The sequence below is a fragment of the Pseudomonas sp. LBUM1670 genome (genome assembly GCF_059695695.1).
Map to the genome: position 1 here is coordinate 2,614,653 of NZ_CP166783.1, position 16,251 is coordinate 2,630,903.

Annotated in this window: 12 protein-coding genes; 6 read left to right on the forward strand and 6 right to left on the reverse strand. The window is 55.4% G+C overall.

The genetic code is table 11. From position 1 onward, the window contains the following. Positions 1 to 16: 16 nt before the first annotated feature. Positions 17 to 772: a hypothetical protein gene (locus tag ACA073_RS11865; RefSeq protein ID WP_497403616.1), complete on the reverse strand. Its 756-nt coding sequence runs from the start codon at positions 770 to 772 to the stop codon at positions 17 to 19. 70 nt (positions 773 to 842) lie between these two features. Continuing rightward, positions 843 to 1,337 (reverse strand): PaaI family thioesterase, encoded by a 495-nt coding sequence (locus ACA073_RS11870; protein WP_497403618.1) that lies wholly within the window; start codon positions 1,335 to 1,337, stop codon positions 843 to 845. 259 nt (positions 1,338 to 1,596) lie between these two features. Between ACA073_RS11870 and ACA073_RS11875 the strand changes: the two genes are divergently transcribed. Further along, positions 1,597 to 4,188: a bifunctional diguanylate cyclase/phosphodiesterase gene (locus tag ACA073_RS11875; RefSeq protein ID WP_497404071.1), complete on the forward strand. Its 2,592-nt coding sequence runs from the start codon at positions 1,597 to 1,599 to the stop codon at positions 4,186 to 4,188. Positions 4,189 to 4,261: 73 nt separating this feature from the next. On the opposite strand, the gene ahr is transcribed toward ACA073_RS11875, so the two are convergent. Continuing rightward, a complete protein-coding gene (gene ahr, locus ACA073_RS11880; protein ID WP_497403620.1) occupies positions 4,262 to 5,293 on the reverse strand; it encodes an NADPH-dependent aldehyde reductase Ahr in 1,032 nt (343 codons plus the stop codon). A gap of 98 nt (positions 5,294 to 5,391) precedes the next feature. After that, a complete protein-coding gene (locus ACA073_RS11885; protein WP_497403622.1) occupies positions 5,392 to 6,150 on the reverse strand; it encodes a sulfite exporter TauE/SafE family protein in 759 nt (252 codons plus the stop codon). 147 nt (positions 6,151 to 6,297) lie between these two features. Between ACA073_RS11885 and pdxR the strand changes: the two genes are divergently transcribed. The 4 genes from pdxR (at position 6,298) to ACA073_RS11905 (ending at position 13,970) form a co-directional block, all read left to right on the forward strand. Then, positions 6,298 to 7,770: a MocR-like pyridoxine biosynthesis transcription factor PdxR gene (pdxR, locus tag ACA073_RS11890; RefSeq protein WP_497403624.1), complete on the forward strand. Its 1,473-nt coding sequence runs from the start codon at positions 6,298 to 6,300 to the stop codon at positions 7,768 to 7,770. 198 nt (positions 7,771 to 7,968) lie between these two features. Further along, entirely contained in the window at positions 7,969 to 10,773 is a 2,805-nt protein-coding gene (locus ACA073_RS11895; protein WP_497403626.1) for an amino acid adenylation domain-containing protein, read from the forward strand. 341 nt (positions 10,774 to 11,114) lie between these two features. Beyond that, positions 11,115 to 13,001 (forward strand): LTA synthase family protein, encoded by a 1,887-nt coding sequence (locus ACA073_RS11900; RefSeq protein WP_497404072.1) that lies wholly within the window; start codon positions 11,115 to 11,117, stop codon positions 12,999 to 13,001. Between the two features lie 180 nt (positions 13,002 to 13,181). Continuing rightward, entirely contained in the window at positions 13,182 to 13,970 is a 789-nt protein-coding gene (locus tag ACA073_RS11905) for a DeoR/GlpR family DNA-binding transcription regulator (RefSeq protein ID WP_497403628.1), read from the forward strand. Between the two features lie 30 nt (positions 13,971 to 14,000). Here the strand turns inward: ACA073_RS11905 and ACA073_RS11910 are convergent, their stop codons facing one another. Both ACA073_RS11910 and ACA073_RS11915 read right to left on the reverse strand, forming a co-directional pair. Next, complete coding sequence (locus tag ACA073_RS11910) at positions 14,001 to 14,237, reverse strand: hypothetical protein (RefSeq protein WP_497403630.1); 237 nt, start codon at positions 14,235 to 14,237, stop codon at positions 14,001 to 14,003. Positions 14,238 to 14,496: 259 nt separating this feature from the next. Then, positions 14,497 to 15,348: a CAP domain-containing protein gene (locus tag ACA073_RS11915; RefSeq protein WP_497403632.1), complete on the reverse strand. Its 852-nt coding sequence runs from the start codon at positions 15,346 to 15,348 to the stop codon at positions 14,497 to 14,499. A gap of 201 nt (positions 15,349 to 15,549) precedes the next feature. On the opposite strand from ACA073_RS11915, the gene ACA073_RS11920 reads away from it, so the two are divergent. Continuing rightward, complete coding sequence (locus ACA073_RS11920) at positions 15,550 to 16,170, forward strand: cell wall hydrolase (protein WP_497403634.1); 621 nt, start codon at positions 15,550 to 15,552, stop codon at positions 16,168 to 16,170. Positions 16,171 to 16,251: the final 81 nt, after the last annotated feature.

Consider the following 16,251-nt stretch of genomic DNA (forward strand, 5'->3'; position numbering starts at 1 on the left):
TGAGGATGGGCGCACGTTAACACGCGCCTGACTGACTGCCGATGCACGCTTTTTGCCGTTCCCAGGCCAGTTTGATTGCCTCAACGCTCGGCACAAATCTGGACATATGCCGAATCCCCACAACCGGAATCTTGCGGCTGCAAATGGTGGCGGTGAACCCATAAGTCGCCCGGTAGGAAGAAGCGTCAACATGATCCAGCGCTTCTCCATTGCCAAACCGCTCCCACAGAATCCTGGCCGCCGATGGGCTTCCCAACCCGTTGCTATAAGCAATGATCAGCTCAGGCTCCGCGAGCGGCACAGTGACTCGCTCGAAAAAATCCATCGATTTGCGTGTCAGCGATTCCAGGCTCGCCGCAGAAGATTGCCGCGCGACTTTTTGTATGGACGCCGCATCAGCGGAGCACAGCAGCAACGCGTTGGTATAGAGAGTGTCGCGCCAGTCAAATCCAAGCTCGGTGGGCAACTCGGTCAATCGCCGGGCCAAGGTCTTCGAACCCCAGCCGCCTTCCAGGCCATGGGCGACATTGGAAAACTCGGGTTGTTCGTAGCCCGCGTGCACCGCGCCGGCGTTGGTGTGGATGGCGTCGGCGAGGGAGCCGTTGAAGCCGATCACGATCAGGCGCTTGCGGCTGGGAGGTGCGGCGAGCAATTCGAAGGCGCAGTCGAAGGGGCGGGCAGCGAAATCACCGATGCCGAGGTCTTCAAGGGTCTCAAGAATAAAGTTGCGGGTTTCTAGCGGCATGGATCTATCCAGTTGGCATAGCAGCATAAGGAATCGGCACTAACGTAAAGCCTGGTAGCCCAACTTGTATCGCTCAGATTTTTAAAGAGGGTGCAACCTACCGGCCATGTGCAACCGCCGCCAGTTGCTCGGTGTCGACGCGCACGAAAACGCAATCCCCAACCGCCGTCAGCAACTCCCCCGCGTAGACCTCGCAGATGACGCGGGTTTTGCGTCCGACATCGCCTTCCACTTTCGCCCGCAGGGTCAGCGGTACGCCCATTGGCGTCGGTTTGATGAATTTGATGCCCAGGTTGCCAGTGACACAGTTGATGCGCGGGAGGCTGGCGACTTCGCGGTTTTCCATCCGGTAGTGATAGGCCATCGCCGTCCAGTTGGAATGGCAGTCAACCAGCATTGCGATCAACCCACCGTAAACCAGATCCGGCCAGCCACAATATTTGGCCTCGGGCAGGTGCTCGGCAATGACATGCACGCCGTCCTCATGCCAAAAACTCTTTATGTGCAGCCCATACGGATTGCTGCCGCCGCAGCCATAACAAACGCCGTCAGGTGCGGCGGCGTCTTGCAGGGAAGTGTCGAGCGTGGACATACCTGGATCATCCTCAAGAATGTGAACCGGACCGGGCGGATATTAACGCTGAACCGATCGCGATGGGTGCTGCAAATTCATGTTCGGCGCGGGCGTCAGATCATTTCCCAGTGAAATCTTCATGGCTGGATCGTATTGGGTGCAGAACCATAGTCCTCAATAGAAAGCGGCCACTCATGGATACCGCTGCTCATCGTTCTGCCAAAGCAGCCGATAGCAGGAGATGCAACGGACTTACTTCAACGACCAGCGGGAACCTATGCCGAACAGTATCGCCTCCAGGAACCATTCCCCCTCCCGCCGCTCGAGCGTGGTACTGGCTCGCGCCTCGCTGTTCAAATTTGTGGGTCTATTGGCAGGCGTGTTTTTACTTGCCAGCTATTCGCTCATTTACCTTGCACACGATTTAGACCGGACGGAGGAGGCAGAAAGCGCGTTTTACACGAAGAAGGCCGTGCAATCGCTGGAAAAATCGTTGCGCTCAACGGTCAAGGATTACGCGTTTTGGGGCGAAGCATACAAGCACCTGCATACCGAAGTGGACCCTGACTGGGCCTTCGTACGGCAGAACGTCGGACCAACGCTTCACACGGATTTCGGGATCCAGGGACTGTTCGTCGTCAACGACGTCGATCGCACCGTTTACTCTGTGGTCAAGGGTGAGCTGAAATCCGTGGAAGTCACAGAGTGGCTCAAGCAGTCCGTTGTCGGGATTCTTGATAAGGCGCGTGCAGGAGCGGAAACAGAAACGCCGACAACAGCCTTCATCAACGTGGAAGGAGTACCTGCCCTCATCGCGGCAGCAGCCATTACGCCGGGAACTGACCCGACCGTGGTGCCTGATGACAGGCAGCCTTCGGTGTTGATTTTCGTGGATGTTTTGAACAGCGCCAAGCTGGAGATGATCGGCGCCGATTTCGGGGTCGATCGTCTGCACGTCGCCACGTCCGACGACAGTGGCGCTACGTCGCTCCTTCCGCTGGGCGATGACGGTTCGGCCGGCAATCTGAAGTGGAGTCCGGAAAGACCGGGCCTGCGGTTATTGGGGATAGGGTTGCCATTGATCGGCGTCGCCGCGTTGTTGGTGTGCCTGATGACGTGGGTCATTTTGCGTCGCACGACTGCTGGTGCGCTGGCACTTGACGCTAGCTATGCATCGCTGCAGAGCAGTCAGGATGCCCTCGCCACCAGCGAAGCGCGCTTTCGCGACGTCGTTGAAGCCAGTTCGGATTGGGTATGGGAAATCGATTCCAAGTGGCATTTCACCTATTTGTCAGAGCGATTTGAAGGTGTGACGGGGCTCTCCAGAGACGCCTGGATTGGTGCGCTGATCGATGATTTGCTGAACACCGAAATGGGCACATTGGCGCAGTGGCTCAGCATCCCGAACCGTCGTCCGGATATCAGCATTCAGTGCCGATACGTCGATACCGAAAGCCAGGAGCGAATCACTCGTCTTTCGGCTCGAAAAATGGCCGGTGGAGGGTTCCGTGGTACTGCGACGGATGTGACAGAGGAGGTCGAAGCCCGTCGGCGTATCGAATTCCTCTCGCAGCATGACGCGCTGACCGGCCTACCGAACAGAACCCGTCTCCAGGAATTTCTCGACGGTAAACTCAAGGCATTGCCGACGATAGACCAGCCGTTGGTCATGCTCAGCCTGGACCTTGATCGCTTCAAACCGGTGAATGACTTGCTCGGGCATGCGGCGGGTGATCTGGTCCTTAATGAAGTGTCGAGTCGCCTGGCAGACTGCGTGCGCCATGGCGACCTTGTTGCTCGGGTCGGCGGGGATGAGTTTGTATTGATCCTGACTGACGTGAGTTCCCAGGAAGAAGTCGAGACGCTCTGTCGCCGTTTGATCGAATCCATCGAGCAGCCAATAGAGATCGATGAGCAGGAAGTGTTCGTCAGCGCCAGTCTTGGCGTCGCGATGGCGCCTCGTGATGCCTGCGAGGCGACCGAACTGCTTCGCTATGCGGATATCGCACTGTATGAGGCCAAGGCCGGTGGTCGTAACACCTGGCGCTTTTATGCAGGCGATATGAACACCAGGATCATCGAGCGCCGTCAACTGGAAAGCGACCTGCGTTTCGCGATCAAACATGGAGAACTGCGGCTGCATTTCCAGCCACGCTATCGCATCGCTGACGGTCGGATGGTGGGTGCCGAAGCGCTGGTCCGGTGGCAACATCCCGAGCGCGGTTTGATACCGCCCGACACTTTTATTCCGATTGCCGAGGAGTCCGGGCTGATTCTTTCCTTGAGCAACTGGGTTCTCAGTACCGCCTGCCGCAGCGCCGCACGGTGGCCGGAAAGTTTGTTCGTATCAGTCAATCTGTCACCGACCGAATTCAAACAAGGCAATCTGGTCGAGCGCATTCAGACAACCCTTTTCGACTCTGGCATCGACCCTGCCCGAGTAGAACTGGAGATTACCGAAAGCGTCATGCTCGAAGACGCCACCGGCGCTCTTGAAGTAATGCGTACGCTCAAACGTCTCGGCGTACGGATATCGATGGATGACTTTGGCACGGGATATTCTTCGCTGAGCTACCTTCGCGCATTCCCGTTCGACGGCCTGAAAATAGACCGCAGCTTTTTGACCAGGCTGGGTGAAAGCGAGGATGACAAGGCAATCATCCGGGCGATTGTGGGCTTGGGGCGTGCGTTATCGCTGACCGTTACGGCCGAGGGCATTGAAACGGCCGATCACCTGAACTTGCTGAAAGCGGTGTCGTGCGATGAAGGTCAAGGCTATTTCCTGAGCCGGCCGCTGGATACTGTTGCTTTCAATAAGTTGGTAGGCATCTGCGAAGGAAGTCCGCTGGAGCCTGCCTGCCGACCATGAGCATGGGTGCCCGTTGCTCGAAATCGGTCGTTGAGGTGATGGCGCATGCGGTGTTACCCGATGCGCCGCCCCGTCATTTGCTGGCGTCAAGCACGACGCGGTAACGCGCCTTGCCACTGCGCAGGTGATCGATGGCTTCGTTGACCCGGCTCATGGGAAAGTGCTCGACCTGCGGCAGAATCTGATGCCTTGCGCAGAACTCCAGCATGGTCGCCGTGGTAGCGGGCGAGCCGACCGGCGAGGCGGACAAACTCTTCTGTTGTGGAATCAGGTCGAATACATGCACCGGAATCGCGCCGGGCACGACGCCAACGAAGTGCAGGCGACCCTTGCCGCGCAGGGTGCCGAGCATGGCCGCCCAGTCGAGGTCGGCATTGGCGGTGACCAGAAGAAAATCCAGGGTGCCGGCGATGGCTTTCAGCGCAGTACTGTCGGTCGAGGCGACGACGTTGTGCGCGCCCAGACGCTTGGCTTCGTCCTGCTTGCTCAATGACGACGTGAAGGCCGTGACTTCGCAGCCCCAGGCATTGAGGAAGCGTAAAGCCAGATGACCGAGGCCGCCGATGCCCACCACACCGACCCGGTCCGTGGGTTTGACGTCGAATTCCACCAGCGGGTTGAACACCGTCGAGCCGGCACAGAACAGCGGGCCGGCCATGGCGGGATCGAGGCCGTCCGGTATCGCAAGTGCCCAGGCCCAGTGCGAGCGCACGCGGTCGGCGAAGCCGCCGTTGCTGCCGATGATGGTGGGTCGGGCCGTGCCACACAGGTGATGGGAACCACCGATACACGAAGAGCAATGCATGCAACTGCCCTTGTACCAACCGATGCCCACCCGTTGCCCCGTTTCGAGACCGCGTACCTGTGCGCCCATTCGCACGATACGGCCGACCACCTCATGGCCCGGGATAAACGGGTATTGGCTGATGCCCCAATCGTTATCGATCAGCGACTGGTCGGAGTGGCAGACGCCGCAATATTCCACGGCGACTTCCACTTCATCTTCTCCCAATGGGCCGGGATCGTAACTGTAGCGTTCCAGTGGAGCGCCGGCCGCCGTTGCGGCCCAGCCGGTGAAAGACGTGAGTTCGGTGTTATCGCTCATGGGATACCTCCAGGTCGGGAGACAGGGATCTGGCCACTCGGCTGCCCTGCGCGGACTGCAAAGTGTAGCCGACGGCTTCGAAACCCGACGCACCCGTTTCAGGCGAGATACCCGCCGACACCATCCCACAAAAGCTTCACGGCCGTGACGACCAGCAAGCCATAACAGGCGCGGTACATCTGACGCTGGTCCAGTCTTGCGTGCAGACGCCAGCCCAGCCAGACGCCACTAGGCACGGCGAGCAGGCAGATCAGCATCAGGCTCAGCACGTTGCCGGTCGGTCTGGCCAGGAGCAACCAAGGCGTAGCCTTGAGCAGATTGCCCACGGTGAAAAACATGCTGGTCGTTCCGGCATAAACCTGCTTGCTCAAGCCGAGCGGCAGCAAATACATCGCCAGTGGCGGCCCGCCGGAATGCGCGACCATGGTCGTGATGCCTGATGTGAGACCGGCGGCCACGGCCTTGGGCGATGAGCGCGGGCGTACCCTGTCTTCTCCGCCGGCCTTGAACCAGAGGCCGACAAAAAACAGCGTGACCGCTGCCATCACGATGGCGATCGCGCGGTGGTCCAGCACACGGAACAGCAGATAGCCGACGCCGATGCCGACGACAAGGCCGGGTACAAGCAACTTCAGGTCCGGTTTTGACCCGGTGGACGGCTTCCAGTAACGCAGACCGTACAAATCCATTGCGATGAACAACGGCGCGAGCAGGCCACCGGCGGTGATCGGGTCCATCACCAGTGACAGAAGCGGGATACCGACAATGGCAAAGCCGCCGCCGAACGCGCCTTTCATGAAACAGATCAGAAAGACGCCGGCGAACGTGACCAGGAGCGTAGTGACAGTCAGTTCCACGGTGCGGCCTCCCTGTTTTTATCGGCCTGAAAAACCTTTTGAGGTGGACCCGGGTGCGGACACATGGGGATTTCACTCGCAATGATGAGAACCCATAATCTCGGTCAGCACCTGCACAATAAAAAGTGCCAGTTTTGAGGTTTTCCCATGGGCCAGTTTTCAACCACACCGGATGCAGCCGCACGCGGCGCGGAACGCCGTATCTACGCCAGGCTGCGCCTGCAAATAGAAGACGGCACGCTCGCGGCAGGCACCCGGCTTGTGTCGACGCGAGCGCTGGCGGCCGAGCTCGGCGTGTCGCGAACCACGGTGACGGCGGCCTACGAACAACTGGCCGCCGAGGGTTTCGTGGTGACGTCGGCGGGAAAAGCCGCTCGGGTAGGCTCCGTGAGGCGTACCCCGTCCGGGCAGGCCCAAGTGGACTCCGCGCCACGCGAGCATTTGCCGCCTGCGCTTTCCCTGTACGGACAGCGTGTTGCCGCTCTGAAGCCGTACAGCATGACGACTCCGCATGCCCGTATCGACTTCAAGTATGGCTCGGTCGCCTCGAGAGATTTTCCGGCGCTGGGGTGGCAGCGCGCCTACCGCGCCGAACTGGTCAAGCGTCAGCCCAACCATCATTACGGCCAGCCCGAAGGGGAAGAGCGTTTGCGCAGTGCGCTGCAAGGCTATCTGCGACGCGCACGAGGTTTGACCTGCGATGCGGACCAGATCCTCGTGGTGCATGGCTCGCAACAGGGGCTCGACCTGTGCGCGCGGCTTCTGTTGAACCCGGGAGACGCATTCGTCTTCGAGGAGCCGGGCTACCGCATGGCCAGGTATTGCTTTGAGGCCACCGGCGCGACGGCGTTGCCAACTCCCGTCGACGCCTCCGGGCTGGATACCGGCGCTCTGCCGGAAGACGACTGCGTGCGGTTGGCCTATGTGACGCCGTCCCACCAGTTTCCGATGGGCGCGGTGATTCCCGTTGCGCGGCGCCTGGAACTGCTGAGGTGGGCGAGTCGACAGCGCGCGTGGATCATCGAGGATGATTACGGCGGCGAGTTTCGTTATGGCCAGCGTCCGATCGACGCACTGCAATCCATGGACACGGAGGCGCGCGTCATTTATGTCGGCACATTCTCCAAAGCACTGTCACCACAACTCAGGTTGGGTTATCTGGTTCTTCCGCGCGAGTTGGTTAACGTTTTCCGCGAAGCCAAACGGCTGACGGATCGTCATTCACCGCGTTGGGAGCAAAACGTGTTGGCCTCGCTGATCGAAAGTGGTACCTATGAGCGCCACGTTCGCCGCCTGCGTCGGGAGAACGAACGGCGGCGAAGAGCGCTGCTGGACGCCGTTGAACAGCATCTGGCGGGGCAAGGGCAGTTGGTCGGCATGGCCGCGGGTCTGCATGGCGTGCTGCTGTTGCCGGGACTTCGCGCTCGGGATGAGCCCTCGTTGCAGGCCGCGGCGCTTGAGCGCGGGGTCGGGGTTTATCCGCTCTCGCCGCTGTTTGCCGACACCGCGTCGACAGCGCCCGAGCGATCTGCAGGGCTCATTTTGGGCTATGCCGGCCTGACGACGCAGGAGATTCAAGAAGGCATTCGGATTCTTGCCTTGGTGATCGCCGGACATTGATCGCACCGGGCAGGGCATCGATGCCCTTCGAAATTATCGGCGCCAACGGCCACTCTGCACTAACGTTCATACATCCGTCCTGAACTGGAACTACGCTGCATGTTTTGCTCGGCTACCGATAAATCCCGCGCCACCTCACTCAGGATTTTTCGGGGCACGACGTTAACCTCGTATAGATGATGCGGAGCATAAGGATAAATGCACGATCTTCGCCCAGACCCAACGCTCAGTCTGAAATACTGTGCCGAACGCCCGATATTCATGGACTTCTTGCAGCAGGCGAGGCGATCACCTGATGCAATCGCTGTCATCGCTAAAGACGCGACATGCAGCTATCGACAACTTGAAGAAATAAGCCGGGGCATTGCGTCCTTCCTGGTCAGAGAGGGCGCTAAACAATCCGACCGGGTGGTTATCGTTTCGAGTCGCTGTGCGGCTCTGATCTACGCAATGCTCGGTGTGTCGCGTGCCGGATTGATGTTCACGGTGGCCGACGTCGCCTATCCGCCAGCGCGGGTAGGTCAAATCATCCGGGCGCTTGAGCCTTCCTTTGTGCTGGTGTGCGGCGAGGCGACTGGCGAACTCAAGCTTGAACGCCTTGAGTCAAATCCGCGGGTCGTTCAAATACCGGAAAACCCCACCGATGCACTGAAGGCGTTCAGCTGTGATCAAGCGAGCTTGCCTGAAGTCGACCCGGCCAATCCGGCCTATGTCACCTTCACCTCGGGCAGTACGGGTGAGCCGAAAGGGATAGTGACCCATCACGCGCCTCTGGTTCACTTCATTGAATGGCATACCCGGTGTCATTCGTTATCGAAAGACGATTGCTTTTCCTTGCTTTCCGGTCTCGGTCATGACCCTGTCTACAGGGATGTATTTACACCACTCTCCATTGGCGCAAAAGTTGTTGTTCCTGCGCAGTCAATCGTTGTAGATCCTTTTGCTCTAGCCGCGTGGATACAAAAGCACGAAATATCCATTATTCATCTGACGCCCCCGTTGGGGAAACTGATAGAAACGGGAACTAAACCTGGTGGACGTAAATTCGGCGCCCTGCGATATCTGTTCTGGGGCGGAGATGCATTAAGTAATACGCTGTACAAACAAATATGCGTTATTGCTCCCAATGCCGTGAGCGTGAACTTCTACGGCACAACGGAAACGCCGCAGGCCATGGCGTACCATCCTGTCGATCCTGAAGCCGATAATAAAAAAATTCCGCTGGGCAAAGGGATTGAAGGCGCACAACTGCTGGTCGTGAAAGACTCCAATCAGTTGGTCAGCGAAGGCGATGTCGGAGAAATACTGATACGCAGCCCTTATTTATCGTTGGGTTACTGGAATGACACATCGCAAACCAGAGAAAAGTTTGTGGTGAACCCGTTTACGAAAGACCAGCACGACATTTGTTACAAAACCGGTGACTTGGGCACTTATCTTCCAGATGGCACTGTCAGGTTCCTGGGGCGGAGCGACAGTCAGGTCAAGATTCGCGGTCATCGAATCGAGCTGACTGAAATCGAAGGCGCACTGTCACGGCATCCCCGAATCAAGCAGTGCGTGGTGCTCGCCAACCATGAAACGTCGCTCGCCAGGCTGGTTGCCTACTGCGTGGTGACATCGCCGGTTTCATCGGTTGAATTGCGTGACCATGTCAGCAAGGAACTCCCCGACTATATGGTCCCGGCGGTGTTCGTTTTTCTGCAAGCTATACCACTCACGCCGAACGGAAAGATTGACCGGCGCGCGTTGCCCTCGATTGATACGGATGCAACGTCGCCTGAGTCGAGCCAGAATCTCTCGCCGCTGACGCTGAAGTTGGTGTCCGCCTGGTCGGAAATACTCGAAGTCCCGCGCATTGATTCGAATTTGTCGTTCGTCGAACTGGGTGGGGATTCGCTCTCGTTTGTACAGGCTTCCATGGCACTTGAAGCGCTGATTGGCCATCTCCCGGATCAATGGGAAATGATACCGGTGCGCGAATTGTGTGAGCTGGCCCATAAAGCCAGGTCTTCCAGGTTTTCACTTCGGGCAATGGAAGTGCCTGTTCTTCTGCGCGTCATGGCCATTTTGCTTATTGTTATCGAGCATCTTGATCTTTTTTCAAAATTTCTGATTGCAGGCGAGACGAAGGTGTTGTTTATCGTGTCCGGCATCAGCCTGGCAAGGTTTCAACTTCAAGCCATCAATGAGCGCGGTAACGTGCGCACACTTGTAAGGTCCATTGTCAGTATCGCGACACCCACAATACTGTACGCCATGTTGGTCCAGGTACTCTTCGACAAGGTTCATTGGCAAACGGTGTTGCTTGTTTCCAACTGGTTTCCAGAAAGTGTCGTAGGCACTTTTACCTATTGGTATGTCGAAGTTCTTCTGCAAATGATCATAATCATTGGTTTCGCCCTGTCGTTCGAGCGAGTCAGAAAAATGCTCATGTCAGACCCCTTTCGGAATCTGGTCATTGCAGCATGCGTTTTGGCAGTGGCGGATATTCTGATTGATGCGTATTTGTTTGATGCAGCAGCACTCTATGACAGGGTGCCGCAGCACTATCTTGCGATCATGGTGCTCGGAATGGCGATTCATTATGCCCATTCGAGCGTCCAGAAATGGGTCGTCAGTGCGGTGACCGTCATTGTGCTGGGCGGGCAGGATCTTCTGGTCATCTATGGACCGCACGACCTGGACATAACGGGATATATCGGTATCGCCGTGCCTGCCGTTCTCGCGGTGATCTGGATCAAATCCATTCCTGTGCCGCGCATCATCGCGCGAGGGCTTGCGTTAATAGCCTCGTCAACGCTGTATATCTATTTGACGCATTTTCAATTCCAGTCCTTGGCTCGTCACATCGTTGATCTGCCGGTGCTCTCAGTCGTGATTGCCATCGTCGGAGGCGTCGGGGTGCGTTATGCCTGGAACAAGTTCGTTCGAATTGTTTTGATGCGCTGGAAAAGAGGAAAGCAGAAAACCAGTGCGGATACGGTCGAGCGAGTGGCATGAATAAGGGGTGGGATGAGAGGGTGTACCTATCCGTTTCTTCGGTAAAAGCCACTTAGGGTTCCGTTTTTACAGCGGGCCACTTGGAAAAACGGAATGCGGCCCAGCGCCAAAACAGGCGCTTCAAGGAGCGTTTGGGCACGAGCTGAAGGCCGCAGATGTATCAAGCGGCAAAAAAACGATGCGAGCCCTGATGCCATTGCTCACTCAATCCCCGAGTTTGCTTGCCCAAACAAAGGTTGGGTGCTTAAGTTGATCAAATGGGGGTTCTGCAGGTGGTGGCTCCCTGCCGGTCTCCCGTTTCAAGCGGTCCAATTATTATAAGAATTCAGAGGCTGAACAATATGTGGAAAAGAACATATTTACTAAACATAACTCTCTTTCTTGCTGTTTCTCTTTTTCTTGTGCCGAAGATTATTTTGATAGAATTTTTTTCTAGTAGATGGATTGATACTGGTGCGTCCAGTATTTTTTTGTTCTTATTGGAAGACTTGATTCTTTCGGCAATTATATACCTGGCAGCAACAGCCATAACAAGTAAGAGTAAACGTTATTTTTACTTGTTGAGTATTTTCTCAGGGGGTATTTTGCTATGTCTAATAGTAGACATGAGGGTGAGAGAGCTATGGCTCACACCTTTAGATTTTGCACTGATAAAATACAGCTTGCAACATTCAAGTAATTTAATTTCAGGAGCGGAAATATTTTTAAATCAGTCCTCTGGCTTTGGATTAACTTTTCGATTCATTGTATTTATCCTCTTCCTTGCTTACCTGGCAACCTGGTTTCTTGTTGGAGTGGTCACATATAAAATACATAAAAACCAAAAAACAAAAAAAGAAGAGAAAGGCAAATACAGGATAATGTTTATGTTGTTCTTGTCATCCATTTTTTTATGGTCAATTTATTCGAAAGACGCTCGCTACGACTTGAATACAAATATTTTCATAAACCCTTTGATTGCTACTTTTAAAAGCGTCATCTCTTTAAATGCCACTCAAGCTAAAACCATACTGGAATTCGAACAACCAGTTTACCCTTTGTCAGCAATCAACAACATTCAAAAGCTTAATTCCCAGCCCCCTCCAGACTTTAAGAATCTGGTATTTATTGTCCTGGAGTCGGTTCGATGGAACAGTGTTTTTGGTGCTGGTGTAAATGTCGGTGAAAAATATCCAGTATTCGAAAAACTTTCTCAGGAAGGGATGCTTTCTAAATCGTATGTGTCAGTCCCCCATTCATCTAAAGGCTATTACTCAATACTTACCGGGTTGCATGCATATCCAGATATTGAAGTAAAAGAGGCGATGCACCTATATCAACCCAGTATAATTCACGAATTAAAAAAGAAAAGAAATATGGAGGCAGTTGCTTTTAGTTCATTATTTTTACAATTTGAAAACATGGATGGTTTTTTAAAGTCTGTAGGCGTGTCGAACTCATATGCCGCTTCTGATATTATCGCGCATAAAACTCACCCGCAAAACCATAGCAGCTTCGGAGAAAGTGATGAATATTTATTCTCTTCAAGTGTTCCATACTTGGAAGATATTGCTAAAGAAGGCAAAGGGTTCATTTCATTATATTTTCCAGTCGCAGCACATTACCCATACAACTGCACTAACAATTTAGCTTCACAGGCAGCGATCAAAAAATACGAAGAATGCATAATGAAAATAGACACCCTGATAGGTGGAATGTTAGATGCATTCGACAAGTCAGGCATCTTGAATTCAACATTATTTGTGTTTGTTGGCGATCATGGAGAATCTTTTGGGGAGCATGGGGTATTTATTCACAACTCCTCCATGCACGAAGAGGAGGTTACTGTGCCTTTAATATTTTGGGCGAATGGTAAGGTATTACCTAAGAACACACCAACAACAAGTCACCAGACTGACATTGCACCAACAATTGCGGATTTTTTTGGAGTGACTGATTCCTCTCTCAATGTACAAGGCGTTAGTTTGTTGAGGGAGCAAGGAAAACGAGTGTTTTTTATGTCTACTTTTTTTGACGAACTGTCATCAGCATTAGTTGACCACCCGTATAAATACATATATGAATATGGTTCAGACGCTATTGCAAAATATAATATTGAAGACGATCCGCAAGAAAAAACACCTTACCCCGTCCTTGGCAATGAATTCAACGCCATTAAAAATAGATTGCTTTCTTATAATATGTATCAAAAAAATATTTTTGCAAAAAAACCTGAGCAAACTGAATGACTTCAATCATCGTTGCTTTGTAAATTAATCGGTACCCGAACTCCTGGAATAAGTGCAACGCTTGAAACGTGAGACAGACAGCGAGCCCCCGGCGTTGCCGCAGAAACGGATCACCGCATCATTTGTGTTTGTGCGTGGGTTTGGCTAATCTCGCACAAATCCGCAAATTCAGGCATGAACATGCACGATCAGCATTCGGCGGCCGAGCTACCCCATCTGCGCCGGCAAAAAATCCTCCTGATCCTCGAGCGTGACGGCAAGGTCATGGCCTCCGAGTTGAGTCAGCATTTCGCAGTCTCCGAAGACACCATCCGCCGCGATCTGTCGGAACTGGCCACGGCCGGTCTGGTGCAACGCGTACACGGCGGGGCGCTGCCTCGGCCCAAGGACACGGGTAAGGATTACTTCACCCGGGTCAGCGAAACCGATGAGGTTAAAACCTGCTTGGCGCAGCTCGCGGCCGCAAGGGTGGAAGACGGTCAGATCGTGATGTTTGATTCCGGCACCACCACGCTGCAGATCGCGCGTTCGTTACCGTCAGACATTTCCATCACCGCCATCACGACATCGCCGATGACCGCGATCATCCTCGCCGAATACACAGGCATCAAAGTGATTCTGGCCGGCGGGCAGCTCAATCTGGCGACGATGTCGGTCAGCGGTCACGAGACTGTGCGCCTGCTGCAAGGCATCAAGGCCGACGTGCTGTTCACCGGGGTCTGTGCGATCCACCCGGAAGTCGGCATCAGCTCGTTGCATTTCGACGAGGTGCCGGTGAAACAGGCGCTGATTGACAGTGCTTCGCAAGTGATCGCCGTCACCACGGCGGACAAACTGGGCGCGGTCGAGCCGTTCGTGGTCGCGCCGTGCAGCCGCATCCATACCCTGATCACCGAACGTCATGTGGCGTCGGGCGATGTCGGGGACTATCGAAAACTGGGGATCGAGGTGGTTCAGGCGGACGCCTGAGTTCGCCAGGCATGACTCGGCGATCGCGCGTCAGCTCAACGGTCGCGATCCGCTCGATGATTCGCGAAACCCAGACAGCGACAGACCGAGCAGGGTGAAGGGCGTCGCGTTCACCTTGGCAAAATAGTTGGGTTGCAGGGTTTCAACGAGCACGATGGCGGCGGCCAGCAGCGTCACCATCAGACAGCGCAACGCAATCTTCCTGGCGATCGAGCCCTTGAGCGACGTGAGGATGTTGATCAGATTGGGCTTGGGTCGGACGATCATGGGGCTTTGCCTGCGCAGGCGCCCACGTTGGAGGTGGGGCGCTGTTCACGAAATTATGTGTGCGCAGGCAAGAAGCAACGGGCCGGGGCGTCCAATCACTATAGATGACCAGTTGATTGACAGAGTCTATGACGGCGCCAAACGCCGATCTGTAGGAGCGAGCTTGCTCGCGATGGACGTGAACGATGACGCGTTTTCCTGAATGAACGCGGCGCCTTGAAGTCCATCGCGAGCAAGCTCGCTCCTACAGGAGATGCGGTTAAGGCGTAGCAAACATCGCTGTCCAGTAAATCCCCGAATCACTCTTCGGGTCCACCGCATACGCCGCGCCCAACTCCTGGAATTGCGGGTTCATCAGGTTGGCGCAGTGACCGGGGCTGGCGACCCAGCCATCGACCACCTTGCGCACGGTGTCTTGCCCGGCAGCGATGTTCTCGCCGATCTGCTGGCCGCTGTAACCCGCCAGTTCTGCCCGATCACCCGGCGTGCGACCATCGCGGTCCTTGTGATCAAAGTAATTGTTGTTGGCCATTGACCGGGAATGGGTCTCGGCGGCTGTCGCCAGTATGGCGTTCCAGGTCAACGGCGTGGCGGCGGCGAAGGATTGCGTGCCGCACTGGCGCGGCCGACCGCGTGCGACGTTGAGCTCGGCCAGCAATTTCTGGCCTTCGGCCTGCCAGTCGCCCAAGCGTGCGCTCAACAGTGGACGGGCCAGCACAATGCGCCATTCACGGTCCTGGCGGCTCACACCGATGTCGACGAATTGCGGGTCCAGCACGATCTGGCAAAAGCTCTCCTGGATCGCTTTCATCGCCGATGCTGCATCACGTGGCCCGGACAGACTGATCGCCTGCACATTCTTCATCGGATAATTCGCGGCGACCATGGCCTGTTGCAGATTGCCGATGCTGGTGGCGGACAACGCCAGCCGTGGATCACCCGCCAGCGGCGGCAGTTCCGCCGATACCTCACCCGCGCAACGCTGCACCTGGCTGCGGTAATCGTTGATCGAATCAATCAGTTGTTTCTCGTCAGCCGCCAGCGCCTTCGCAGCGAACAACAAACCCAATGACAACGTGGCAAGACGCAAAACGGATGACAGGACACGCATGGAAATCTCCCTTGATCTGACTGCGCCCATGATGCGCGATTTCACCCCTGTGAGCGCAATGCCTTTTCGCACCGAAATTCAGTTTGTTGGCCGTCTTATGTAATGAAAATTGGCAACTACAATCAAGCATGTCGCCACGATGGCGCGGTACAGCGTCGACATGATGTTGCTTTGAATCGGGCTCACTCAGAAGGGTCGATCATGCGATTTATCTGGATAGCAACCTGCCTTGCAATCACTCTACTTGGCGGCCAGGCATTGGCGACTGAACAGGAACAGAAAAAGGAAGTGGCCGAAAACAAGGCCGAGGTCCTGGAACAGAAAGCGGCGGAGAAGGGGGCCGATGTACCGGTGCCCAAGTCCGAAGTGATTACCACCTCCGAAGTGCAGGCCGTCGATCCGGCCGGCGCGTCACCGCTGGACGATGCAATCACCTGTCTGGCGCGCTCGATCTACTGGGAAGCCAAAGGCAAATCATCCGCCGACATGGAAGCCGTCGCCAGCGTGGTCATGAATCGCCTGGGTCATGAGGGCTTTCCGGACACGGTGTGCGCGGTGGTCAAACAGGGTTCTGAAGCGAAGAACTGCCAGTTTTCATGGTGGTGTGACGGGCGTTCCGATCAGGTCCAGGAAGAAACCCAATACGCGATGGCCAAGGAAATCGCGCGCAAGGCACTCAACAAGCAGCTCAACGATCGAACCAACGGCGCGATATATTTTCACGACCGCACTGTGAAACCCGATTGGGCCAGGAAGTACATCAAGACCACCCAGACCAGCATGTTTCTCTTCTATAAGCCCAAGGGAGGGGAGGCTCGGTAGAGGGTGTCATCTGGGTGTCATCGAACCCATGTAAAAATTCTTGCAAACCGTCTTGAACGTTCAGCGGACCTGCGTCGGCTG